Here is a 21,746-nt window from a genome sequence, read left to right as displayed (position 1 = left end):
GGTTCACGCCTGCTCGTCCTCCCGTCTGGCTTCCGAGGCGTTCTCCTCATTCTCTGACTCGGCCTCCTGGCGCATCTGCTCGGCACTGGGATTGACCCGGTCAGGATCGATCCGTTCCATGTCGGCATTCCACTCCTCCTGGACCACACGGCGAATCTCGGAGTAGGTGGGCAGGGGGAAGCCTGGCTGGTAGGCCCGACGAACCTGGGCTACGCATCCCGTAATGGCCACCAGAGAGTCGGACAGGTCGGCGATGCGTCCCTCCTGCTCCTGCTTGCGGAAGACAGGCACCCGCTCTTCCATGACGGTGATGTCATGTCTGACTTGGTTGAGCTGGTCTTGATCCAGGTCGTGCACATCATCGGCATGTTCGTCAGGCCATCCGATCAGGACTGCATCGGCATACTCCAAACAGGAGCGCTGGTCTGCATCCGGGATGCCGTCCTCGATTTGCACTAGAAAAACGTACCGCAGCAGGCTCAGTCGTTCGGAAGCCACCCTCAGCCAGATGCGCGGGTTGTCGTGTTCGCGTTGGAAGAGCTCTTCGATCTTCTCGTTCACGGCCGCACCTGCCCCCTGCCGTAGCCGATCCATTTGGTTGTGGTCAGCTCCTGCAGACCCATGGGTCCTCGAGCATGCAGTTTCTGGGTAGAGATGCCTAGCTCGGCGCCCATGCCGAACATGCCGCCATCAGTGAATCGGGTTGAGGCGTTGACCATAATCACAGCCGAATCTACCCGACGTGAGAACTCTTCAACAGCTTCGTAGTCCCGGGCCAGGATGGCCTCGGTATGGCCGGTGGAGTGACGGTTGATGTGCTCGATGGCCTGGTCCAGGGAGTCCACCACACGCACCCCCATCTTCAAATCCAGATATTCGCGGTCCCAGTCAGCCTCCTCTGCGCGGACCAGCAGTTCTTCAGGCAGACCATGCCCGGCGAGGATATCCATGGAGACCGCGTCCAGGTGCAACTCAACCTGGGCCCGTGTCAGCGCTTGGGCCGCACGGGGCAGGAGGTCGGCGGCCACGCCCCGGTGGACGATCAGCTTTTCAGCAGCGTTGCAGACGCCGACCCGCTGGGTCTTGGCGTTGACGATGATGGGGATGGCCTGATCCATATCCACTGAGCGATCCACATAAATATGGACATTACCGGCACCAGTCTCGATGGTGGGCACGGTAGCCTGCTCAATTACACTGCGGATCAACCCTCGGCCACCCCTGGGCACCAGCAGATCGATATGACCGCGTGCCTTCATCAGAGCCTGAGCCCCTTCGCGACCGTATCGGTCCACGGAAGCCACCAGAGCCGAATCCAGCCCCTGCTCACGAAGCACCCCGCCTATCAGCTCCACCAGGGCGCGATTGGTACGTTCAGCTGCGTGGCCTCCTCGCAGGAGGGCCGCATTGCCGGACTTGAGGCAGAGGGCCACCACATCAATGGTGACGTTGGGACGGGCCTCGTAGATCATGGCGACCACGCCCAGAGGGACCCGCACCTGATTGAGCCGCAGGCCGTTGGGCATGTCATGACCACGAACCACCTCGCCCAGGGGGTCGGTCAGCCCCGCCACCATGCGCACGCCACGGGCGGCGTCCGCGATACGAACCTCGTCCAAGCGCAGACGGTCGATCAGACCGGCGCTCATTCCTTCTTCAAAAGCTTGAGTGCAGTCCTGCTCATTGACTGCGGCAATCTGATCGGCCCGATCGATCAAGGCATCGGCCAGGGCCAGCAAGAGGGCGTTTCTGGTCTGGCCGGTCACGCCCGCGAGGCTAGCTTGTGCGGCAGCCGCCGCATCGGCCATGGCGCAGACCCGATCGAACACATCCTGACGATCGGAGTTCTCGTGTTCACTCATGTTCGTCAGATCCTTTCGCCCTCACGGGTCCGCCAGACCCATTTCTGTACCGATTGTAACCCTCAGCGAGGGCAATGACGACAGGAGGAGGGAGGGCATTGCTGCACCTCCCTCCTTCAAGGGCCAATCAGTGGGTCTGATCCAGCTCAGGATAGAGCGGGAAGGCCTCGACCAGCCGATCCACCCGGGCCTTGAGGGCATCCAGATCCGCCTGGGGACCCTGGGCCAGCGCAGTGCCGATCACATCGGCAACCTCCTCGTACTGGGCCGGGCCGAATCCGCGAGTAGCCAAGGCGGAGGTCCCGATGCGCAGACCGGAGGCCACAGAGGCCGGGCGCGGATCGAAGGGCACCGTATTGCGGTTGACGGTGATGCCGATCCTAGCCAGCAGGTCCTCCCCCTGACGGCCGTCCATCTCGCTGTTGCGCAGATCCACCATGACCAGGTGGACGTCCGTGCCTCCAGTGAGCACGGTGATGCCGTTGTCGGCCACATCCTTGGCCATCAGGCGCTCAGCCAGAATCTTTGCGCCCTCCAAGGTGCGCTCCATGCGTTCCTTGAATTCAGGCGTGCCGGCCAGCTTGAAGGCCACAGCCTTGGCGGCGATCACATGCATGAGCGGGCCGCCCTGGTTGCCGGGGAAGACCGAGGAGTTGAGCTTCTTGGCATACTCCTGACGGGCCAGGATGAATCCGGAGCGGGGTCCGCCCAGGGTCTTGTGAGCCGTGGAGGAGACCACATCGGCATAGGGCACCGGGCTGGGATGCAGACCGGCTGCCACCATGCCGGCGAAGTGGGCCATATCCACCCAGAACTTGGCCCCCACCTCGTCGGCGATCTCCTTCATGGCTGCAAAGTCCTCAATGCGTGGATAGGCGCTCCACCCGCCGATGATCAGGGCCGGATGGGTCTCCAGGGCCCGCTGACGGATGATCTCAGGCTCGATGCGGAAAGTGTCCGGATCCACCCCGTAGGATTCAGCATGGTAAAAGCGTCCGGAGAAGTTGATCTTCATGCCGTGGGTCAGGTGGCCGCCATGGTCCAGGGCCAGTCCCAGCACAGTGTCGCCAGGCTTGATCAGGGCCTGATAGACAGCGGCGTTGGCCTGGGCACCCGAATGAGGCTGGACATTGGCGTACTCGGCGCCGAAGAGGGCCTTGGCCCGGTCTCGGGCCAGGTTCTCGACCTGGTCCACCCACTCGCATCCGCCATAGTAGCGTCTGCCAGGATAGCCCTCGGCATACTTGTTGGTCAGCACGGATCCTTGGGCCTGTAAGACAGCCTTGGGCACGAAGTTCTCAGAGGCGATCATCTCCAGACCGCCTCGCTGACGCTCCAACTCCCCATCCAGCAGTGCAGCTATCTCCGGATCCACCTGCGAGATCGAAGAGTTCAGGACATCGTAGGATTGCTGTACCGGGTTCTCTTCGACCATGGGTCGCTCCTTTGTCTTTGACTTACAGCCTCGGATACAGGGGCTGGTGGGCAATACTGTACGCCATACCGACCCCTGGCAGGCCCTCGCGTCCATAGACGGTTTCCTTCGCGAGCCGAGCAGGTCAATGGTTCGGACTCTTGCACGGGGTAGAATGCCTTGGTAATGATCTGTTCGGCGACATGGCGGAGGGGCAGGCAACCATGAGCACATACCACAGCACTCGGGGCGGCGAAGAACAGCTGCAGTCCAAGCAAGCCATCAGACGAGGCTTGGCTCCTGACGGCGGACTCTACGTCAGCGATGAACTGGACGCTCTGACCATCGACCCTGCCTCGGTTGCCGGCCTGGACTACAAGGGTACGGCCAAGCTGGTTCTTTCGAGACTGCTGAGTGATTACTCTTCCGGTCAGCTGGACTCCTGCCTGGAAGCAGCCTACGGAGAACAGTGGTCCGATCCGGCAATCACCCCTCTGGTGGACCTGGGCGGCAACGACTTCGTACTGGAGCTCTTCCGTGGGCCCACTTCGGCTTTCAAGGACGTGGCCCTGCAGCTTCTGCCAAGACTTATGGCCCTGGCCGGGGAGGATGGCGAGCGGATCATGGTGCTCACAGCCACCTCCGGAGACACAGGCAAGGCGGCGCTGGCAGGATTCGCAGACGCGCCGGGCACGGGCATCACCGTCTTCTACCCGCAGGGCAAGGTCAGCCAGATCCAGCGTCTGCAGATGGTCACCCAGGAGGGCGGCAACCTGCGGGTCTGTGCAGTTCGAGGCAATTTCGACGATGCCCAGTCCACAGTCAAGTCCATCTTCGCCGACGCTGATCTGGCTCGTGAGCTGGGTAAGAAGGCTTCAACCGTTCTCTCTTCGGCCAATTCCATCAATGTGGGCCGCCTGGCACCGCAGGTCGTCTACTACTTCCGAGCCTATGGGTCTCTGATGGAACGGGGAGTGATCAGACCTGGGGATTCGGTCGAATTCTGCGTGCCCACCGGCAACTTCGGCGATGTGCTGGCCGGGTACTATGCCAAGATGATGGGACTTCCAGTTGCTCGCCTGACCGTAGCCTCGGACCGCAACCGAGTCCTCAACGACTTCCTGACCACAGGCGTCTATGACCGCAACCGCCCCTTCTACATCACTACCTCTCCCAGCATGGACATCCTGATCTCCTCCAACCTGGAGCGGATGCTCTACTACATGGCCGACGGCGACACCAAACTGATTGTCTCGCTTATGGCCGATCTGGAGTCCACGGGGCGTTATCAGGTGCCTGAAGCCCTGCTGACCAGAATCCGTGGGCTCTTCTCCTGCGGTTGGGCCGACGAGGACCAAGTGGCCTCAGCCATTAGCGACTGCTGGGAGGACCGAGGATATCTGATCGATCCGCACACGGCCTGCGGCTACCACGTCATGGCCGTCCAGACCGGCAGGGATCCTGCCGTGCCCCGGGTGCTGCTGTCTACAGCAAGCCCCTACAAGTTCCCCCGGGTGGTCTGCCAATCCTTGGGTCTGGAGACCCCTGACAGCGACTTCGAGTGCATGGACATCCTGGCCGAGGCCACCAACACCATGCCCCCCAAGGCTCTGCGCGCCCTGGAAAACGCACCTGTGCGTTTCCAGGACTGCATCGATCCCGGCGACATGTCTGACTACGTCCGCCACGCGGTCATGCAGTCCTGAGCTGGCCCAGGACTGCGAGGACATAGATCACCGTAATCGCGGTCAGATTGAAAGTCTGGCGTCAATCAATCTCCCTGCGCGCATAGACCCTGCTGGAAACGGCTCCAGAGACCAGGTTCGCCAACAAGACTATGGCCAGACTAAGAGCTACAGGTTTCCACAGGTCTCCTATAAGGAAACGTCCAAGTTTAGTCATGAGAGCTCCCCAGTCCAAAGGCAGCCAGGCCAAGACAATACCGATCAAGGCAATAAAAGCGAAGAGCACCAACAGGGCACGTAAAGCTTTTACTGGATCAAGCCAGTAGAAAAGTGGAGCAGCCAAGGCAAAAAGCAGCATTTCGAACATGAAGATAGCCAAGGTAAAAAGAGTCACAGCCTGCCAAGGATCCGAACCCTTCCAAGGCAGACCTCCAGCTATCCGGAAATAGATCGCAAAACAGCAGCATTGAGCCAAGACCATTAGCACAATAGCCGAATAGCGTCCCAGCACCTGATGACCACGCGAAATAGACACAATGCCATTCAGGCGAGCTGCTGGAGAGTAAAAATCAATGAATAATTGGATCTGCGCGACGGCAGCAGTTGCAACGCAGGAACCCGTGACCATTCCATTTACCAAGTCTAAATTTCCATCCTGGTTGTGGCCAGTCACGACCAGGACGCCCTTCAAGATGATTCCTGCCAGCGGTGCAGCGATGAAGAGCAGCATACACGACCAGCAGCCTCCGGCTCCTCCACTGCAACGTTGCATGTCCAGCCTGATCTGCTTGGCTATCGCCTTCATGCCTCCATCTCCTTACTCTTGTTGGCCGCAGCACGTGAGCCCGTGGTCAGTCTGATGATGTTGTCAAAATCGGCCCGCTCCACCAGATAGCGTTCCTCTGAAGGCTCGACGTCGGCAGGGGAAGCCGATGCCAGAAAATCCTCCAAGTGTTCAGTAGACACCAAAGCCTCGAAACCTGTGGCGGAACGCTGCAGGCCCATCAGATGAGGTATCTGCGCTCTAGCCAGATCGTCCGGCCCCCCTCTCACAACCTGGAAAGCCTCCATCAACTCGTCCTTGGGGCCGGTGTAGAAGACTGACCCCCGATTGATGTAGGTAACGAAGTCAGCCACCCGTTCAAGATCCGTGGTGATATGAGTGGAGAAAAGTACTGAGTGACGACCGTCTCCGATGTAGTCCAGCAGAATATCCATGAGCTCGTCCCTGGCTAGGACATCCAGACCACTGGTAGGCTCATCCAGAATCAAGAGCCTCGCATCGTGACTGAGAGCGACGGCCAGCATCAGTTTCATCTGCATGCCACGGGAAAGCTTGCCAATTCTGCGGTTTTCTTGCAGACCAAACCGACGCAAATAGCCCTGATAGCGATCACTGTTCCAAGAGGGATACATGGGTGCCATCACTGATTCGGCGGCCTTGACCTTCCATGCTTCCAGGAAATAAATGGAATCGAAGACCACACCCAGGTCTGCCTTGACCTCCTCCTCCTGGCTCAACGGATCACGGTTCAGAATGCTGATTTCTCCACTGTCTCGGCGGATCATATTCAGCAAGAGCCGGATCAAGGTGGATTTGCCCGCGCCGTTGGGGCCAATCAATCCCATGATGTAGCCCATGGGCAGATCCATAGTGACTCGATGCAGGCGGAATCCCGTGCCGTCAGCCTTGACGTAGCTTTTCCCAAGGTCACTGACGCGCAAGGCATAGTCGACATCTTCACCAGAAATTGTCATCGACGGTGATGCGCACATGCTGCTATTCCTTTCCTTCTTTGGACGCGGGTGCAGAACCCTTGTCGCCTAGCAGGCCGTCGAGCAGGCTGCGAATTCGGTCCGGCTCCATGCCGGCCCGACGAGCCGTATCAACCGCCTCCCCCAACAGGGACTGCACGCGGTCCTCCAGATGCTGCCGCATGACCTGGTCGCCGCTGTCAGCCACGAAGGTCCCCTTGCCTTGGATGTTCTCCACCAAGCCCTCCTGAGCGAGTTCGGTATAGGCACGGGTCACGGTCAGCACGGACACCCTGAGCTCCTGCGAGAGATGTCGCAGGGAAGGCAGTCCCTCCCCGGCTTTCAAGTCTCCGAGCAGGATGGCCGAACGTATCTGGTCCTCAATCTGCCGATAAATCGGTTGTCCGGACAGGGATGAGATGATCAGCTTCATCCAAGCCCCTTTCATGGATGGTCGGCACGACTCTGGCTGAGCTGTACCGGTGTTCATGTATACACTATAACAGTTTAATCATGGAGACAACCTCGCCACTGCTCTTCTACGGCCATGGTTCACGAATTCCGCAGAAACAGCGCTGTATTGCTGAAATTCTACCTGATCACGAATTCAGACAAGATGCCATCCGAACCGGGTCGTCGCCCCATTGTTGATACCAAGGAGGGATAAGGTGTCATCAACGAAAATCAAATACAGTCGGTACCGCACAACCGTTCACAACCACTCGCCTACTGTCGAAGCATCAAAGTGGCGGATGTCGAGCATGCAATTGCAAGCCGCAAAAAACAGCAAAGCTTTCGATACTTGTCTAAGTCGTCAAATCGATGGACTTTGGCGCTACAAAGTACAGGCGGCAACTAGGCTTATCTGCGCTGAAGTCTGCTGGAGGCCAGAAGCTCTCGTGCGTGCTTCAGAGAAGTGGTGGACTCGCTGCCGGCCAGCATCCGGGCGATCTCTCGCTCCCTGTCTTTGCCCTCTACCTGGCGGACCAGAGTCTCTACAGTGTCGCCGCCCTCCCGTCCCTTGGCCACGACGAACTGTCGATCGGCCCAGGAAGCCACCTGCGGCAGGTGGGTGACCACAATCACCTGAGCGGTGACGGCCAATCGGGCGAGACGACGACCCAGCTCCACAGCTGCCCGACCGCCTACACCAGCATCCACCTCATCGAAAATGAAAGTCATCGTCGGGTCGCCAGCCTGGGAGTCAAGGCCGGTATGCCCTTCACTACGCCCATCAGATCCCAATGAGGTCCGGCCTTCAGCGGCTACCAGCTCCAAGGCCAGCATGAGCCGGCTGAGTTCGCCGCCCGAGGCGCTCTTGCCCATGGGGAGAAGATCTGAACCCGGATATGGCCTGAAGAGAAAGTCGATTCGGTCCAGACCATGCCCATCCATGTCTTGGTCCTGGCGCTGCATGACGTGAATCTCAAGCCCAGCTCCCGCCATGGCCAGGGAGTGCAATTCGCTGTCGACAAGATCGCTCAGCCTTCGTGCAGCCTTGGCCCTTGACACAGACAGACTCCGTGCGGCCTTCAAGGCGCTTCCACGAAGCTGCTCAACCTGTCCTTGAAGCTCCTCTAGCTTCTCGGGTGAGGCATCCATGTCCTCAAGCTCAAAAGCAGCCTTCTTGCGCCAGGCCAGAACGTCGTCGATTTTTGGTCCCCAGCGACGGGTCAGCTCATCCAGATCATGGATGCGGGCATTGATCTTGTCCAGATCACCCTCCTGGCCTTCGTCATCCAGCTGACTGCTCAGGGTGAAGACCAGGTCAGACAGGTCGGCGTTCAGCGACCGCAACCGCTGGACCGACTCCTGAAAGACACCCTCCACACCGATGCCCTCCAGGGCGGCAATGGCTCGTTCGACCAGGGCAGTGGCCGATGATGCGTCGGCATCAGGGTCGATCTGACTGGAGTCCAAGGCGGACAACGCTGACATGACCCCCTGACTGATCTGGGCAGCATGCTCGATCCTGTCCCGCTGGGCCTTGAGTTCACGATCCTCGCCGGAATGGGGGTCGAGCCGATCAATCCGGGCGATGGATTCACGAAGATAATCAGCCTGGGCCATAGCGCCGGACTGCTGGTTGCGCAGCTCCTCCAGATGTTCCTGGGCCTGTCGATACTGCCTGAAGGCCTTGGAAAAGGTCTCCAGCTGCGGACCGTCACCAGCATAGGCATCCAGAAACTCGCGCTGCCGGGCCGGGCTGGCCATGCGCATCTGATCCGCCTGACCATGGACAGTGACCAGCATTCCAGCCACCTCCTCCAGCAGACCGCGAGGGGCCGTCCTGCCGTTTAGCGCGGCACGGGAACGCCCCTTGACGGGCATGGTCCGTGCAAGGAAGATCTGCCCCTCCTCCTCCACGGGTAGACCAGCCTCAGTTATAACCGCAGTCACTGAATTCTCGGTTCCTGTCGTTCCAGCATCGAAAATCCCCTGCACCCAGGACTCCCGAGCACCAGGTGCTACCAGTTGCGGACGAGCGGTGGATCCGGAGATCAGCCTGATGGCATTGAGGAGCATGGACTTGCCAGCTCCGGTCTCCCCCGTGATGGCCGTCATGCCAGCAGCGGGCCGTAGCAGGGCATGATGGATTGGACCCAGGTCGCGTACTTCCAGCTCTTCCAGCATCAGTGCTCCTTATTCGACTCTGGCGGCTCCCCCTGGTCCTGTCCGTCTGCAGCTGCCGAGGAGCGATGCTGCTCCCTCCAGCCGACCACCGGCAGGTCGAACTTGGAGACCAGCCGTCTAGTGAACGGCACCCCGGACAGCCTGGCCAGCCGCAGGATGTCGTGGGACTGCCGCACCACAATGCGGGAGCGCTTGGGCACTGGCCGCTGACGGCGCCCATCATTGCAGATCCAGCCAGCCGACTGGGAATCACCCAGAATGTCTAAAGTGAACTGTGACTTCGGACCGATGATCAGGGATCGGGCGAAAAGGGCGTGAGCAGCTATGGGCACCATCTGCAGCGACTGCGCATCCGGCCAGACAATGGGCCCGCCCACCGAAAAGGCGTAGGCCGTTGAACCGGTCGGGGTGGCCACAATCATGCCGTCGCAGCCGAAGGAACTCATCTCCACATCGTCTACTCGGACCGACACCTCAATCATCTTGCCCCGATCATATCGTTCCAGGGTCATGTCGTTAAGGGCCCAATCGCTCAGTGGACGATCGGCTCCGGGTATCCACAGGTCCACATGGGCCACCATGCGCTCATCGATGGAGTAGTCATGATCAGCCACCCTACGAATGGCTTCCCCTATCTGGAAGCTCTCGAATTCTGCCAGGAATCCCACATGACCCAAGTTGACCCCCAGGATGGGCACCTCAGTGCCCTTGACCAGCTCTGCAGCCCGCAGAATGGTCCCATCGCCGCCCAGAACGATGACAATCTCGGTGTCGTCGGCCACCTTCTGGCTAGGGCTGCCGAATTCAGGGGCGGCGATGTTGTCGACAATCGAGACGCTAAATCCGTCCCGGCGCAGCTGCTCCTCGACCTCATCCACCAGGTGACCGCTTGCCCGGACCCGACTGTGCGTAACTACGACAGCGCTACGAGCACCCATGGGGCCTCCCTTCCGGCATCAATGACCATCCTATCGGGCCCGGCCAACAGCGGCGCTCTATTGCCTGAATCAGGCCAAACGACGACCTGTAGCTGCGGCCACACCCTTCCTGGTCTCGTACCGGGGGGAGCCTGTCCCGTCCACTGCATCGGCATCCACCACAACACGGGAGACATCCGGCCTATCAGGCAGCTCAAACATAGTCGCCTCAAGAGTGCGTTCAATGATCCCTCGCAATCCACGGGCGCCCACCTTGCGCTCCAGGGCGATGGCGGCAACACGGTCCAAGGCAGCGTCGGTGAAAACCAGATCAGCCCCATCATCCATGAACATGCGCCGGTACTGATCAACCAGGGCATTGTCCGGTTCGGTCAGCACGCGTCGCAACTCATCGGCGCCCAGAGGCTCCAAAGTGGAAATGACAGGCAGCCGTCCCACAAACTCGGGCAATAGGCCGAACTGTTCCAAATCCTCGGCCCTGACCTGGCTCATGACCCGGCCACCAGACACCCTCTCGCTCCCCTGAGTAGCCGAGAACCCGCTCTCCCGCAGGCCCAGCCGCTGGCGAACGATATCCTCAAGACCAACGAAGGCGCCGCCACAAATGAAGAGAATGTTGGCCGTATCCATGACGACCGTGCGAACGTCTCCGCGCCGCCGGGAACCTTGTACCGGCACGCGGGCCTGAGTGCCCTCGATGATCTTGAGCAGAGCCTGCTGGACCCCTTCGCCGGACACATCCCTGGTGATGGAGGTGTTCTCCCCCGATTTTCTGGCGATCTTGTCGATCTCGTCAATGTAGATGATCCCGCGCTGAGCAAGGTCCATGTTGCCATCGGCAGCCTGGAGGAGCCCCTGCAGGACGGACTCCACGTCCTCGCCCACATATCCAGCCTCGGTCAGGCTTGTGGCATCCACAATGACAAAGGGGACGTTCATGATGGTAGCCAGGGTCCGTGCCAAGTATGTCTTGCCTACGCCGGTAGGACCCATGAGCAGAATGTTGGACTTGTCCACCTGGACGCGAGGGGCCGCATCCTTGCGTTTCAATGCTGTGCCCGCAGCACGGCCACGGTCGCCAATGTCCATATTGACGCGCTTGTAGTGATTGTAAACAGCCACCGACAGGGTGCGCTTGGCGGCCTCCTGGCCGATGACATACCGGTTCAAGTAGGCAAATATCTTTGAGGGCGCCGGCAGAGTAAGCCGCTGGTCGGCGGCATCCTTAGCCATGTCCTCCTGGATGATCTGGGCGCACAGACGTATGCATTCGTCACAAATGGCGCAGGAAGGCCCCTTGACCAAGCGTCGCACCTGGTGCTCGTCCTTGCCGCAGAACTCGCAGCGATTCAGTCCGTCATTGTAGCTGACCACACGGCCCATGGCTCTCCCTTCCCGGAGAATCCGCAAGGATCGCCAAATTCATATTTGACTGGCATCGTCCATTATGCCAAACGCCCGGAGGCCGTGGACCCAAGGACCCGCCGCCATCCGGACGAACAATCATGCACGCAGTCACTGAAACTAATCGCGGTGCTCCAGAACCTCGTCCACCATCCCGTAATCCTTGGCCTGTTGGGCGGTCAGAATGGTGTCCACCTCAATGTCCTTACGAATCTTGTCGACATTCTGGCCGGTATGCTTGGCCAGGGTCTCCTCCAGCCAGGTGCGCATGCGCAGCATCTCCTTGGCCTGGATCTCGATCTCGGTGGCCTTGCCGAAGTCCTGCTCCATGGCCGGCTGGTGAATCAGCACACGGGCGTTGGGCAGAATCAGGCGCTTGCCCTTGGTGCCTGCAGCCAGAAGAACTGCAGCAGCCGAGGCAGCCTGACCCAGGCAAACAGTCTGTACATCGGGCTTGATGTACTGCATAGTGTCATAGATGGCGGTCATAGCCGTCATGGATCCCCCCGGCGAGTTGATGTAGATGATCACGTCGCGGTTGGGATCCTGGCTTTCCAGAACCAGGAGCTGGGCCATGATGTCGTCCGAGGAGGTGTCGTCCACCTGGACGCCCATGAAGATGATCCTGTCGTCGAAGAGCCTAGTGTAGGGGTCCTGGCGCTTGTAGCCGTAGGGGGTTCGCTCCTCGAACTGCGGCAGCACATAGCGGTCAGTGGGCATGGCGCCCAGGCCTCGAGGGCCAGCCAGTCGACGGGCCCGTGCAACGAATTGCGCTTCTTCAGATGCCATGTGGAGTGCTCACTTCCCTTGATCTGCGGTCATAGTGCCGTGGGTGGTCACGATCCGGTCGACGAAGCCGTACTCCAAGGCCTGCTGGGCCGTGAACCAGTGATCGTATTCGTTATCCCGGTAGATCTCCTCCAGGGTGTGGCCAGTCTGCTCGGCCGTCAGCTGGGAGAGCGTGCGCTTCATGTCCATGATCAGTTCGGCGTTGATCCTGACATCAGTGGCCGTGCCTCCGACACCACCCGAGGGCTGATGCATGAGCACACGTGCATGGGAGGTTACGAAACGCTTGCCCTTGGCTCCGCTGGAGAGCAGGAACTGGCCCATGGAAGCCGCCATGCCGACCGCGACTGTGGCCACGTCGGGCTCGATCAGCTGCATGGTGTCGTAGATGGCCATGCCCGCTGTAATTGAGCCGCCTGGCGAATTGATGTAGAGCCAGATATCCTTCTTGGGATCCTCGGCCGCCAGCATCAGCATCTGTGCGCAGATGACGTTGGCGTTGGCGTCCTTGACCTCGTCCCCCAGCCAGATGATCCTGTCCTTGAGCAGTCGGTTGAAGATGGGATCGGTCGGCGTGGGGGCCTCCCCATCTTCCATCACGGGACTGGTTGCCAATGAGTTGTTCACCCTGTCTCCTTCGATAAACGTATCTGTATTGAGCCTAGCCCTCGCAATCGACGCGGTCCCAGCCTTTCCGCTCTTTGCGCAACCGCTACGACAAGGCCGCACCCAGGCTGTTTGCCACGGGGTGCGGCCTGTTCGCTGCCTGGGAAGCTACTCCTGATCCTGAGAGAGCTGGTCAGCTACTTCAGCTGCAGCCGAGGCAGCCTGAACGCTCTCATCCTGCTCCTCCTGAGCCTCGGGCTGGTCCTCGCCCAAGAAGCGGCTCAGGTCGACCTCCTGACCGTCGGGATCCTTGAAGGTGACGGCACGCATTCCGGCCAGCATGCCCTTGGAGCGACCGACTTCCTGCACAGCCGAGCCCAACTGACCATTACGGACGATGCCGTTGATGAAGGCGCTGGGGTCCATGCCGTACTGCTGAGCAATGGAAGCCAGGAAGTTGGTTACGTCAGCCTGGCTGACCGTAATGCCAAGCTTCTCCGCCAAGGCGTCAAGGGTCATCTGGTCGCGCAGTTCCTTCTCCACGGTCCGCTCGGCCTCGGCCTTCTCGTCCTTGCTGGCCTTATCCGGGTCCTTGCCAGTGTTCTTGAGCTGATCGGTCACCATGGACTGCTTGATGCCCTTGGGCACCGGAATGTCCAAGCCGTCCTGAAGCTTAGCGATGAAGGCATCACGGGCATCGGTGGCCTGTCGGCCCTCGGCATCCACCTGGCACTGCTTGCGCACATCCTCGCGCAGCTCCTTCAGAGTCTCGAACTCCGAAGCTTCCTTGGCGAACTCGTCGTCCAAGTCGGGCAGCTCCTCAGCCTTGACCGAGTTCACCTTGACCTTGATCTGGGCCTTTTCGCCCTGGTGCTCACCGGCCTCCAAGGTGCCCTCGAAGGTGGTCTCTTCTCCGGCGGACAGCCCATCCAAGGCCTCATCCAGGCCGTCCAGCATGGTGTTGGAGCCCAGCTCGTAGCTGACTCCCTGCTGGGAGTCCACGGACTTGCCGTCGATAACGGCATCCAGGTCGATGTTGGCGTAGTCGCCCTTGGAAGCGGGACGATCCACGCTGACCAAGGTGCCGAAGCGCTGACGCAGATTGTCCAGACGCTTGTCCACGTCCTCATCGGTGACGGCTGGCTTAGGGACCTCAATCTCCATGCCATCAATCTCGGGCAGCTCGAACTTGGGACGAATTTCGACCTCGGCGGTGAACTTGAGCTTGGTATCGTCCTTGGCCGAGGAAGGTATGTCCTTGACGTCGATCTGCGGCTGTGCCATGGCGTGCAGCTGCTTCTCCTCCAGAGCCTTTGAGTAAAGCTCTGGCACGCCGGCGTTGACGGCCTCGCCCGCCACGCTGGCAAAGCCCACGCGCTGATCGATGATGGGTCCAGGCACATGGCCCTTTCGGAAGCCGGGGATGGTCACCTGCTTGCCGATCTCCTTACGGGCCTGATCCAGGTAGGGGTTCAGCTCATCGGGATCGACGGTGATGGTGAGCCTGACCTTAGTGGGCTCGAGGTTTCTGACGCTGATTTTCACGCTGCGCTCCAATTCATCCAAACCGTTTGATCTGCCAGTAAGGCAACCGTTACATAATAGCGCGAGTCAGGGACTCTGACAGAAGTGAAACCTGCCAAGGTCGGGCGCCCTCCTCGCGCAGAAAGTCGGCCACGTCCCGCTTATCCGGTTCGTCGGTCCAACAGAGGTTGCGCAGGTAGCGGGGCTTGATCAGAATCTCATCAGGAGTGTTGGTCCTACGGCCTACATCAGTCACTGCCTTGCGCGCCGCCTCCAGCCTGACCAGTCGGTCAGGGTGGCGATGCCGCCAGACCTGCATTGACTTGGGGGCGTTGGTCTCTTCAACACGAGGCTTGGGAGGCACCGGCAGCTCTTCAATGGGCAGACGCAGCGCATCAAAAATGGCCTGTTTCCAGACCGAGGGCTTGACCCGGCGCTGAATGGGCGCATAGCGCTCAAACATGCGGTCCTGCTCACCGCCGGTATGGATCCTGACACGTTCATTCAAGGACCGGATGGCTCGGAATTGGGCGTTGTTATGTGGCTTAAGCCTTCCAGCCTCGATAATGGCCTTGTCCGGCAGAAGAAGCGTCGGAGCTATGTCGCAGCGTCGGGCCAGCCGGTCTCTGGTGGTCCACAGCGAACGGGCCACTGCAAGGCCTCGACGGTCGTTGTGTAGGGCGTTGATGTGCGAGATATGCCGCCAGGGCTGCTCAGGCTCCGGCTTGGGTATTTTGCCTTGTCTCAACAGCCAGGCGAATTCTTGCCTGGCCCATTCATCCTTGCCATGGCGGCGCAGATCCTCCAGCTCGCGTGATCGTACCTGATCCAGCAGTTCGACATCCAAGGCGGCGTAATTGCGCCAATCACGGGGCAGAGGGCGGTAGGACCAGTCTGCAGCAGAGTGCTCCTTGGCCAGGGTCAGCCCTAAATAGTGTGATGTCACTGCAGACAAGCCGTAATGACCAAGATTAAGCATCCTGGCCGCCAGTTCGGAGTCGAAGAGCGATGAGGGCCTCATGCCCAGTGCATAAAAACCTGGCAGATCCTGAGGAGAGTCATGAATGATCCATTGAACGTCCTGGACTGCTCTATTGAATTCCGACCAGTCGCAGCCCGCCTGCGCCAGAGCCGGCGGATCCAGGAGGAATATCCCTGCTCCCCGGCGCTTGAATTGGACCAGATAATCATCGTGGCCATAGCGGAATCCCGATGCACGTTCAGCATCCGCAGCCAGTGCACCGCTTCCCTGAGCAAGCAGCCGACAGGCCCGGCGATATCCGACCATGTCATCAATGACCGACGGCACACCCTGGGCGGGCTCTGAAAGCAGCTGCGTCTGAGGATCCGTGGTCACCTGCGCTTAACCTCTTTATTTCTTGTCGGACATCACGCCACCGGGCCGACCAGGCCCGGAAACATACGTCTGACAGCATAGTCCATGGTCTCAACCCGATGGCAGCCCCTTCCCTAAGCAATCCCCGTCGGTCATTCATTGAGCCGACCATCGTTTAATTAGAAGGCGAATCTTCAACTGAGCATGGAAAACTCCCCGCGGCATTCGCCGTAGGGAGTTACGAGAAACTTATCCTTGTTTGCTTCTATTTGCGGCTCAGTAGACCACGAATCCGTGGGCTTCCAGCTGCTTCTTTACCCGATCCTTCAGGGCCGCCGAAGGGCCTTTGGCATCCTCCAGCGGGTAGGGAATGCGCAGCTCATGCCACTTGGGCCGTCCAAGCTGATGGAAGGGAAGCACATCAATGTGCTCAATGGCATCCTTGAACTGTTCGCATATCCGCGCAACATTTTCGACGTTCTCTTCAGAATCGGTCAGTCCCGGCACCAGCACGAAGCGAACCCAGATCTTGCTGCCTCGGGCAGCCAGACGCTTGCCGAATTCGATCGTGGGGGCCAGCGTGCCGCCAGTCACCTTCTTATAGGTGGTTTCGTCACCGGATTTGACATCCAGCAGGCACAGGTCGATATCGTCAATCATGGCATCGGTGTAGTTACGATTGAGAAAACCTGATGTGTCCAAGCAGGTGTGAACGCCCATTTCCTTGGCAGCTCGAAAGACCCGTGAGACGAAAGCGGCCTGCATCATGGACTCGCCACCGCTGAAGGTGATTCCCCCTCCCGTGCTCTTGAAGAGATCCTGGTAGCGGGCCACCTTGTCGATCATGGCCTGCAGATATACAGGCTGGCCGTCGCGCATCTTCCAGGTGTCCGGGTTCTGACAGTACTGGCATCGCAGGGGGCATCCGCTCATAAAGACGGTCATCCTTGTACCTGGCCCGTCCACCGAGGTATTGATGTCCCAGGAATGAACAAATCCAATGTCGCCCGTGCGCAAAGCATTCATGCGGTCGTGCCGGTCCAGTCCAATCGGCGATTCAAACCCGGAAAGGCCGCCCATCAGAGTCTGGCTCTTATAGACCTTGGATTCCTTCAGCATGTGCTGCTGTGTGGTATGGAAGGTGGTGGTCTCCGTCATCGGATCCTCCTGAAAAAGACGAAAAGGGGGCGGGGCCCTGGTGCGCCCCGCCCCATGATCACCGTCGCGTCAACAGCTGACTATCTCGCAAAGGCGATCAGTCAGTCACCGCGCCCTGATGGAAGGTGCGGGAAATGACATCAAGCTGCTGCTCGCGGGTCAGCTTGACGAAGTTGACCGCGTAGCCCGATACGCGCACGGTCAGGTGGGGGTACTTCTCGGGGTGCTCGACAGCATCCTCCAGCTGCTCCTTGCGCAGGACGTTGATGTTAGCGTGGTAGAGCCCGTGACCGTTGCCGGCGTCCAGGATGCCTACCAGGTTGTTGATGCGCTCATCCTCGTCACGTCCCAGGCCGTCAGGGGTAATCGTGTTGGTCAGCGAAATGCCGTCCAGGGCGTCGTCGTAGTCGATCTTGCCTACGGAGAACATGGAGGGCAGCATGCCGTGCGAATCCATACCGTTTTCGGGGTTTGCACCGGGAGCGTACGGAGTGCCCTTCTTGTGGCCGGAGGGGAAGGACCCTGTGTTCTTGCCATACTCCACATTGGAGGTGATGGTCAGGATGGACTGGGTCGGCACAGCGCCGCGGTAGACAGGCAGGCGCTTGATCTGGCCCATGACGGTGGACACGGTCCACTTGGCCAGGTCGTCGGCGCGATCGTCGTCGTTGCCATAGACCGGGAACTCGCCAACGGTCTTGTAGTTGACGATCAGGTCGTCGTCAGCACCCTCGACATACTCCGGGGTGCCCTTGGCATCCTTGTTGTAGATCGGGTAGACCTTAGCGTACTTGATGGCCGACAGCGAGTCAGCGGCGATGGACAGGCCGGACATGCCGCAACCTAGGGTACGGTAGACCTCCTTGTCGTGCAGGGCCATCTCAATGGACTCGTAGTCGTACTTATCGTGCATGTAGTGGATGATGTTCAGAGCCTCGACGTAGGTCTCGCTCAGCCACTCCAGGGCCTTCTCGTAATTGTCCTTGACCTCTTGGAAGTCTAGTGAACCGTCTTCCTTGGGGGTGACAGGCTTGATTACGTCCTTGTCGATGACCTGCATGCCGGTCATCTCGTCACGGCCGCCGTTCATAGCATAGAGCAGAGCCTTGGCGGAATTGACGCGGGCGCCGAAGAACTGCATCTGCTTGCCGACCCTCATGGGGGACACGCAGCAGGCGATGGCAGCGTCATCGCCCCAGTGGGCGCGAATGTCCTTGTCTGACTCGTACTGAATAGCGGAGGTGTCGATGGAGATACGGGCGCAGAAGCGCTTGTAGCCCTCAGGCAGCTTCGGATCCCAGAAGATGGTGATGTTGGGCTCAGGACCGGGTCCAAGGTGTTCCAAGGTCAGGGTTGCCAGCAGACGGAAGGAGGTCTTGGTGACCATGGGCCGGCCGTCGTCGCCGAAGCCGGCATCAGACCAGGTAGCCCAGTAGGGGTCGCCGGAGAAGATGTTGTCATAGTCCTTGGTCCGCAGGAAGCGCACAATGCGCAGCTTCATCACGATGTTGTCGATGATCTCCTGGGCGTCGGTCTCGTCGATCAGGCCGGCGGCCAGATCGCGCTCGAAGTAGACGTCGAAGAAAGCGGACAGGCGGCCGATGGACATGGCAGCGCCGTCCTGGCTCTTGACCGAGGCCAGGTAGGCCATGTAGGTCCACTGAACTGCTTCCTTGGCATTCATGGCAGGACGGCTCAGATCCAGGCCGTACTCCTTGCCCAGGTTCAGCAGCTGCTTCAGAGCCTTGATCTGCTCGGCGTGCTCTTCACGGAAGCGGATCCAATGCTCGATCTCCTCCTCGGTGAAGTCGTTGCGGTAGGGAATCGAATCCTTGTCGGCCTTCTTGCGGGCAATCAGCTCGTCGATGCCGTAGAGGGCCACACGACGATAGTCGCCAATGATGCGGCCACGGCCGTATGCATCGGGCAGACCGGTCAGAATCTTGTTGTGGCGGGCCAGCTTGATCCTCTTGGTGTAGACGTCGAAGACGCCATCGTTGTGGGTCTTGCGATACCGGGTGAAGATCTTCTTGACCTCGGGGTCGGGTTCTTTGCCAGCCTCCTTAAGGGCCTGCTCAACCATGCGCCAGCCGCCGTAAGGCATCATCGCACGCTTGCAGGGCACGTCGGTCTGCATACCGACGATCACGTCGTCACGAGTCTCGCCAGCTGGCTTGCCGTCGATGTATCCGGCAGGGAAGGCGTCAATGCCCGCCGGGGTATGGGTATCCACGTCGTAGACGCGCTGCTTGCGCTCCACGGCAAGGAAATTGTCGTCCAGGTAATTCCACAGGAACTTGGTCTTCTCTGTGGCCGGCGCCAGGAACGATTCGTCACCGGTGTACGGCGTGTAGTTCTTTTGGATGAAGTCGCGGACGTCGATATCTTTCTTCCAGTCCTCGCCCTTGAAGCCCTTCCAAGCCTTGGCTTGCAGCTCTGCGGGAGAGACGGTGCTGGTCTCAACTGCTGTCATAGTCAACTCCTTGTTGATATGGTCAATGGCGCTTCCTCACACCACTGTCACTTCAAGTATAGGGTGCGCCCTACCACGAGAAACTGAATAGGAACGTGAGCTATATCACACTGCGAGCAGACACGCAATGGGCGCCTCTCCTAGGTCTTGCGAGATAGCCCAGCACACGGCTTGAGCTCCGATCCGTTCTGATCGCACGGCCAACTGGTCGCCAACGCTGACGGGCGACCCACGGCGAGCTTCATCTGTCAGCTGATGACTGTCCTTGCTCCGAATCACCATCCCAAGCCTGCCGCCAACGACGGTCCTCCTCATCCCAGTCTTTGTTCCGCCGCTTGGCGATCTTCCATGCATCAAGAGCATCCTGCCTGCTGTTGTAGGGGCCCATCCGTCTATCCTGTGGAGACAGCTTGCCCTGCTCGGGTATGCCGGTGACGGTGTTGAAGTACCAGACTTTCCGCTCGCGTTCGGAACTCATGGCGATCATTCCCTAAAGGCGTTGGTGACAGGCAGTCGACGGTCCCGACCAAAAGCCAGAGAGGTGACCTTGGGTCCCAGCGGGTATTGCCGCCGCTTCCACTCGGCCCGATCCACCAGCCGCATGACCGTGTCAACTGTATCGGTATCGAAGCCGTCGGCCAGAAGGTCGGCGCGACCGTGCGCATGCTCAATGTACGCCTCCAGAACCCGATCAAGCAGGTTGTAGTCAGGCAGAGAATCAGAGTCCTTCTGCCCTTGGCGCAGCTCGGCCGATGGCGGTTTGACGATGGAATTGACCGGTATGGGCTCACGTTCACCCCGTGCCCGGGCTTGGGCGTTGCGCCAGCGGGCCAGCTGCCAGACCCGGGTCTTGAGCAGATCCTTGATGGGCGCGTAGCCGCCGACCGCATCACCATAGATCGTTGAGTAGCCGCAGGCCAGCTCGGACTTGTTGCCTGTGGCCAGCGCCAGAAGCCCTTCAGCATTGGCGTAGGCCATGACGATGACACCGCGTATCCGGGCCTGCAGATTCTCTTCAGCAACTCCTTGCAGATGCAACTGACCTTGGAAAGCGCCGAACTCCGGACCTATGGATTGGACCGCATAGCGTACCCCCAGACGCTGAGCCAGGTCGGCTGCATCATCCCGGGAGCCTTCCGAGGAGTAGCGACTGGGCATGGAGATGCCGCGCACATGCTCCCCTCCGCAGGCATCGGCAGCCATGGTAGCCACCAGGGCCGAGTCGATCCCGCCTGACAGCCCCAGGCAAACGCCTGTGAAGCGATTCTTCGCCATATAGTCTTTCAGCCCCAGCACGCAGGCCTGATAGACCTCCTCGTCCCCAGGCATCTCTTCGGCCATGCATGACTTGCTGGGCAGTGGGCGCTTCCCTGGTGCAGGCAGGGTCCAAGTGGACAGGTCCTGAACAAATCTGGGCGAGCGCTCCAGCAGGGTGCCATCCTTGTCCACTACGAAACTGCCGCCGTCAAAGACCAGATCATCCTGCCCGCCCACCTGATTCAGATAGAGCAGGGGTGCGTCGACCTGCTTGGCTCGACGGGTCGCCAGCTCATAGCGGACATGACCCTTGCCCTCCTCAAAGGGGGAGCCGTTGATGGTCACCAAGAGGTCGATGTTCCTGCCAGCCAAGTCGCTGATAGGATCGCCCTCCTGCCAAATGTCCTCGCAGATAGCCAGCCCAATCCGGTGACCTCGCACCTCCAGGACCACAGTCCTATCCCCAGGAGTGAAAATCCTGTACTCGTCGAAGACCCCGTAATTGGGCAGGAAATGCTTGTCGTAGCCGGCCTCGACCCGACCCTGATGCAGGACCACCAGCCGATTGCGGGGCCGGTCCTGATCCGTGTCGGTGCCCACAGTCCCTACGATCACATACAAATGCCCCAGACCCTGGTCGCCCAGCTGCTTGGCCAGACGGTCGGCCCGAGACCAGGCGGCTCGGCGGAAGCTGGCCCGAAATGCCAGATCCTCGATTGGGTAGCCAGTCAGGCTCATCTCAGGAAAGACCACCAAGGTCGCCCCTTGCTCAGCTGCCTTACGGGAGTAGTCCAGAATAATGTCGGCGTTGCCGTCAAGATCGCCCACACAGGTGTCGATCTGAGCCAGAGCCACCAGCAGATCGCCGTCCTGCTGTGACTGTTCCTCTTGTATGCCCATATTCATGATTC

Annotated in this window: 18 protein-coding genes; 1 reads left to right on the top strand and 17 read right to left on the bottom strand. The window is 59.8% G+C overall.

What is annotated here, in order from left to right; genetic code table 11:
* Positions 1-3: 3 nt before the first annotated feature.
* From DKK75_RS03060 to glyA, 3 genes are all read right to left on the bottom strand, one after another.
* Positions 4-561 carry a phosphoribosylglycinamide synthetase gene (locus DKK75_RS03060; protein WP_110452289.1) on the bottom strand — a complete coding sequence of 186 codons (558 nt, stop codon included), beginning with the start codon at positions 559-561 and terminating at the stop codon, positions 4-6.
* The gene (locus DKK75_RS03055) at positions 558-1,862 is read right to left on the bottom strand and encodes a glutamate-5-semialdehyde dehydrogenase (protein WP_110451988.1); all 1,305 of its coding nucleotides are present in this window, start codon (positions 1,860-1,862) and stop codon (positions 558-560) included. Before DKK75_RS03055 ends, DKK75_RS03060 begins: the two co-directional genes overlap by 4 nt.
* A 127-nt stretch (positions 1,863-1,989) precedes the next feature.
* Complete coding sequence (glyA, locus tag DKK75_RS03050; protein WP_045935291.1) at positions 1,990-3,297, bottom strand: serine hydroxymethyltransferase; 1,308 nt, start codon at positions 3,295-3,297, stop codon at positions 1,990-1,992.
* A 203-nt stretch (positions 3,298-3,500) separates the two neighbouring features.
* Between glyA and thrC the strand changes: the two genes are divergently transcribed.
* Positions 3,501-4,982 (top strand): threonine synthase, encoded by a 1,482-nt coding sequence (thrC, locus tag DKK75_RS03045; RefSeq protein WP_110452288.1) that lies wholly within the window; start codon positions 3,501-3,503, stop codon positions 4,980-4,982.
* A 61-nt stretch (positions 4,983-5,043) separates the two neighbouring features.
* Here the strand turns inward: thrC and DKK75_RS03040 are convergent, their stop codons facing one another.
* The 14 genes from DKK75_RS03040 to DKK75_RS02975 form a co-directional block, all read right to left on the bottom strand.
* A complete protein-coding gene (locus DKK75_RS03040) occupies positions 5,044-5,766 on the bottom strand; it encodes a hypothetical protein (RefSeq protein WP_110451987.1) in 723 nt (240 codons plus the stop codon).
* On the bottom strand, positions 5,763-6,719 hold the full coding sequence (locus DKK75_RS03035; RefSeq protein ID WP_258333132.1) for an ABC transporter ATP-binding protein: 957 nt from the start codon (positions 6,717-6,719) through the stop codon (positions 5,763-5,765). The genes DKK75_RS03040 and DKK75_RS03035 overlap by 4 nt, the downstream gene beginning before the upstream one ends.
* Positions 6,720-6,741: 22 nt before the next feature.
* Complete coding sequence (locus DKK75_RS03030; protein WP_110451985.1) at positions 6,742-7,149, bottom strand: GntR family transcriptional regulator; 408 nt, start codon at positions 7,147-7,149, stop codon at positions 6,742-6,744.
* A gap of 428 nt (positions 7,150-7,577) precedes the next feature.
* On the bottom strand, positions 7,578-9,350 hold the full coding sequence (locus DKK75_RS03025) for a DNA repair protein RecN (protein ID WP_110451984.1): 1,773 nt from the start codon (positions 9,348-9,350) through the stop codon (positions 7,578-7,580).
* Positions 9,350-10,288 carry an NAD kinase gene (locus tag DKK75_RS03020; RefSeq protein ID WP_110451983.1) on the bottom strand — a complete coding sequence of 313 codons (939 nt, stop codon included), beginning with the start codon at positions 10,286-10,288 and terminating at the stop codon, positions 9,350-9,352. The genes DKK75_RS03025 and DKK75_RS03020 overlap by 1 nt, the downstream gene beginning before the upstream one ends.
* A 69-nt stretch (positions 10,289-10,357) precedes the next feature.
* Positions 10,358-11,671 (bottom strand): ATP-dependent Clp protease ATP-binding subunit ClpX, encoded by a 1,314-nt coding sequence (gene clpX, locus DKK75_RS03015; protein ID WP_110451982.1) that lies wholly within the window; start codon positions 11,669-11,671, stop codon positions 10,358-10,360.
* Positions 11,672-11,812: 141 nt separating this feature from the next.
* Positions 11,813-12,481, bottom strand: coding sequence for an ATP-dependent Clp protease proteolytic subunit (locus tag DKK75_RS03010; protein ID WP_110451981.1), 669 nt, complete (start codon positions 12,479-12,481; stop codon positions 11,813-11,815).
* Between the two features lie 9 nt (positions 12,482-12,490).
* Entirely contained in the window at positions 12,491-13,078 is a 588-nt protein-coding gene (locus DKK75_RS03005; RefSeq protein WP_181414463.1) for an ATP-dependent Clp protease proteolytic subunit, read from the bottom strand.
* Between the two features lie 177 nt (positions 13,079-13,255).
* Positions 13,256-14,632 (bottom strand): trigger factor, encoded by a 1,377-nt coding sequence (tig, locus tag DKK75_RS03000; protein WP_110451979.1) that lies wholly within the window; start codon positions 14,630-14,632, stop codon positions 13,256-13,258.
* Between the two features lie 49 nt (positions 14,633-14,681).
* Complete coding sequence (locus DKK75_RS02995) at positions 14,682-15,968, bottom strand: HRDC domain-containing protein (protein WP_110451978.1); 1,287 nt, start codon at positions 15,966-15,968, stop codon at positions 14,682-14,684.
* A 255-nt stretch (positions 15,969-16,223) separates the two neighbouring features.
* Positions 16,224-17,105, bottom strand: coding sequence for a pyruvate formate-lyase-activating protein (gene pflA, locus DKK75_RS02990; RefSeq protein ID WP_110451977.1), 882 nt, complete (start codon positions 17,103-17,105; stop codon positions 16,224-16,226).
* A gap of 97 nt (positions 17,106-17,202) precedes the next feature.
* Positions 17,203-19,578 carry a formate C-acetyltransferase gene (gene pflB, locus DKK75_RS02985; RefSeq protein WP_110451976.1) on the bottom strand — a complete coding sequence of 792 codons (2,376 nt, stop codon included), beginning with the start codon at positions 19,576-19,578 and terminating at the stop codon, positions 17,203-17,205.
* Positions 19,579-19,819: 241 nt separating this feature from the next.
* On the bottom strand, positions 19,820-20,056 hold the full coding sequence (locus DKK75_RS02980; RefSeq protein ID WP_110451975.1) for a hypothetical protein: 237 nt from the start codon (positions 20,054-20,056) through the stop codon (positions 19,820-19,822).
* A 5-nt stretch (positions 20,057-20,061) separates the two neighbouring features.
* The gene (locus DKK75_RS02975; protein WP_375314990.1) at positions 20,062-21,741 is read right to left on the bottom strand and encodes an NAD+ synthase; all 1,680 of its coding nucleotides are present in this window, start codon (positions 21,739-21,741) and stop codon (positions 20,062-20,064) included.
* Positions 21,742-21,746 lie beyond the last annotated feature (5 nt).

The organism is Bifidobacterium asteroides, from assembly GCF_003202695.1.
Classification (GTDB): Bacteria; Actinomycetota; Actinomycetes; order Actinomycetales; family Bifidobacteriaceae; genus Bombiscardovia; species Bombiscardovia asteroides_G.
This window is presented reverse-complemented; position numbering and strand designations above follow the sequence as displayed.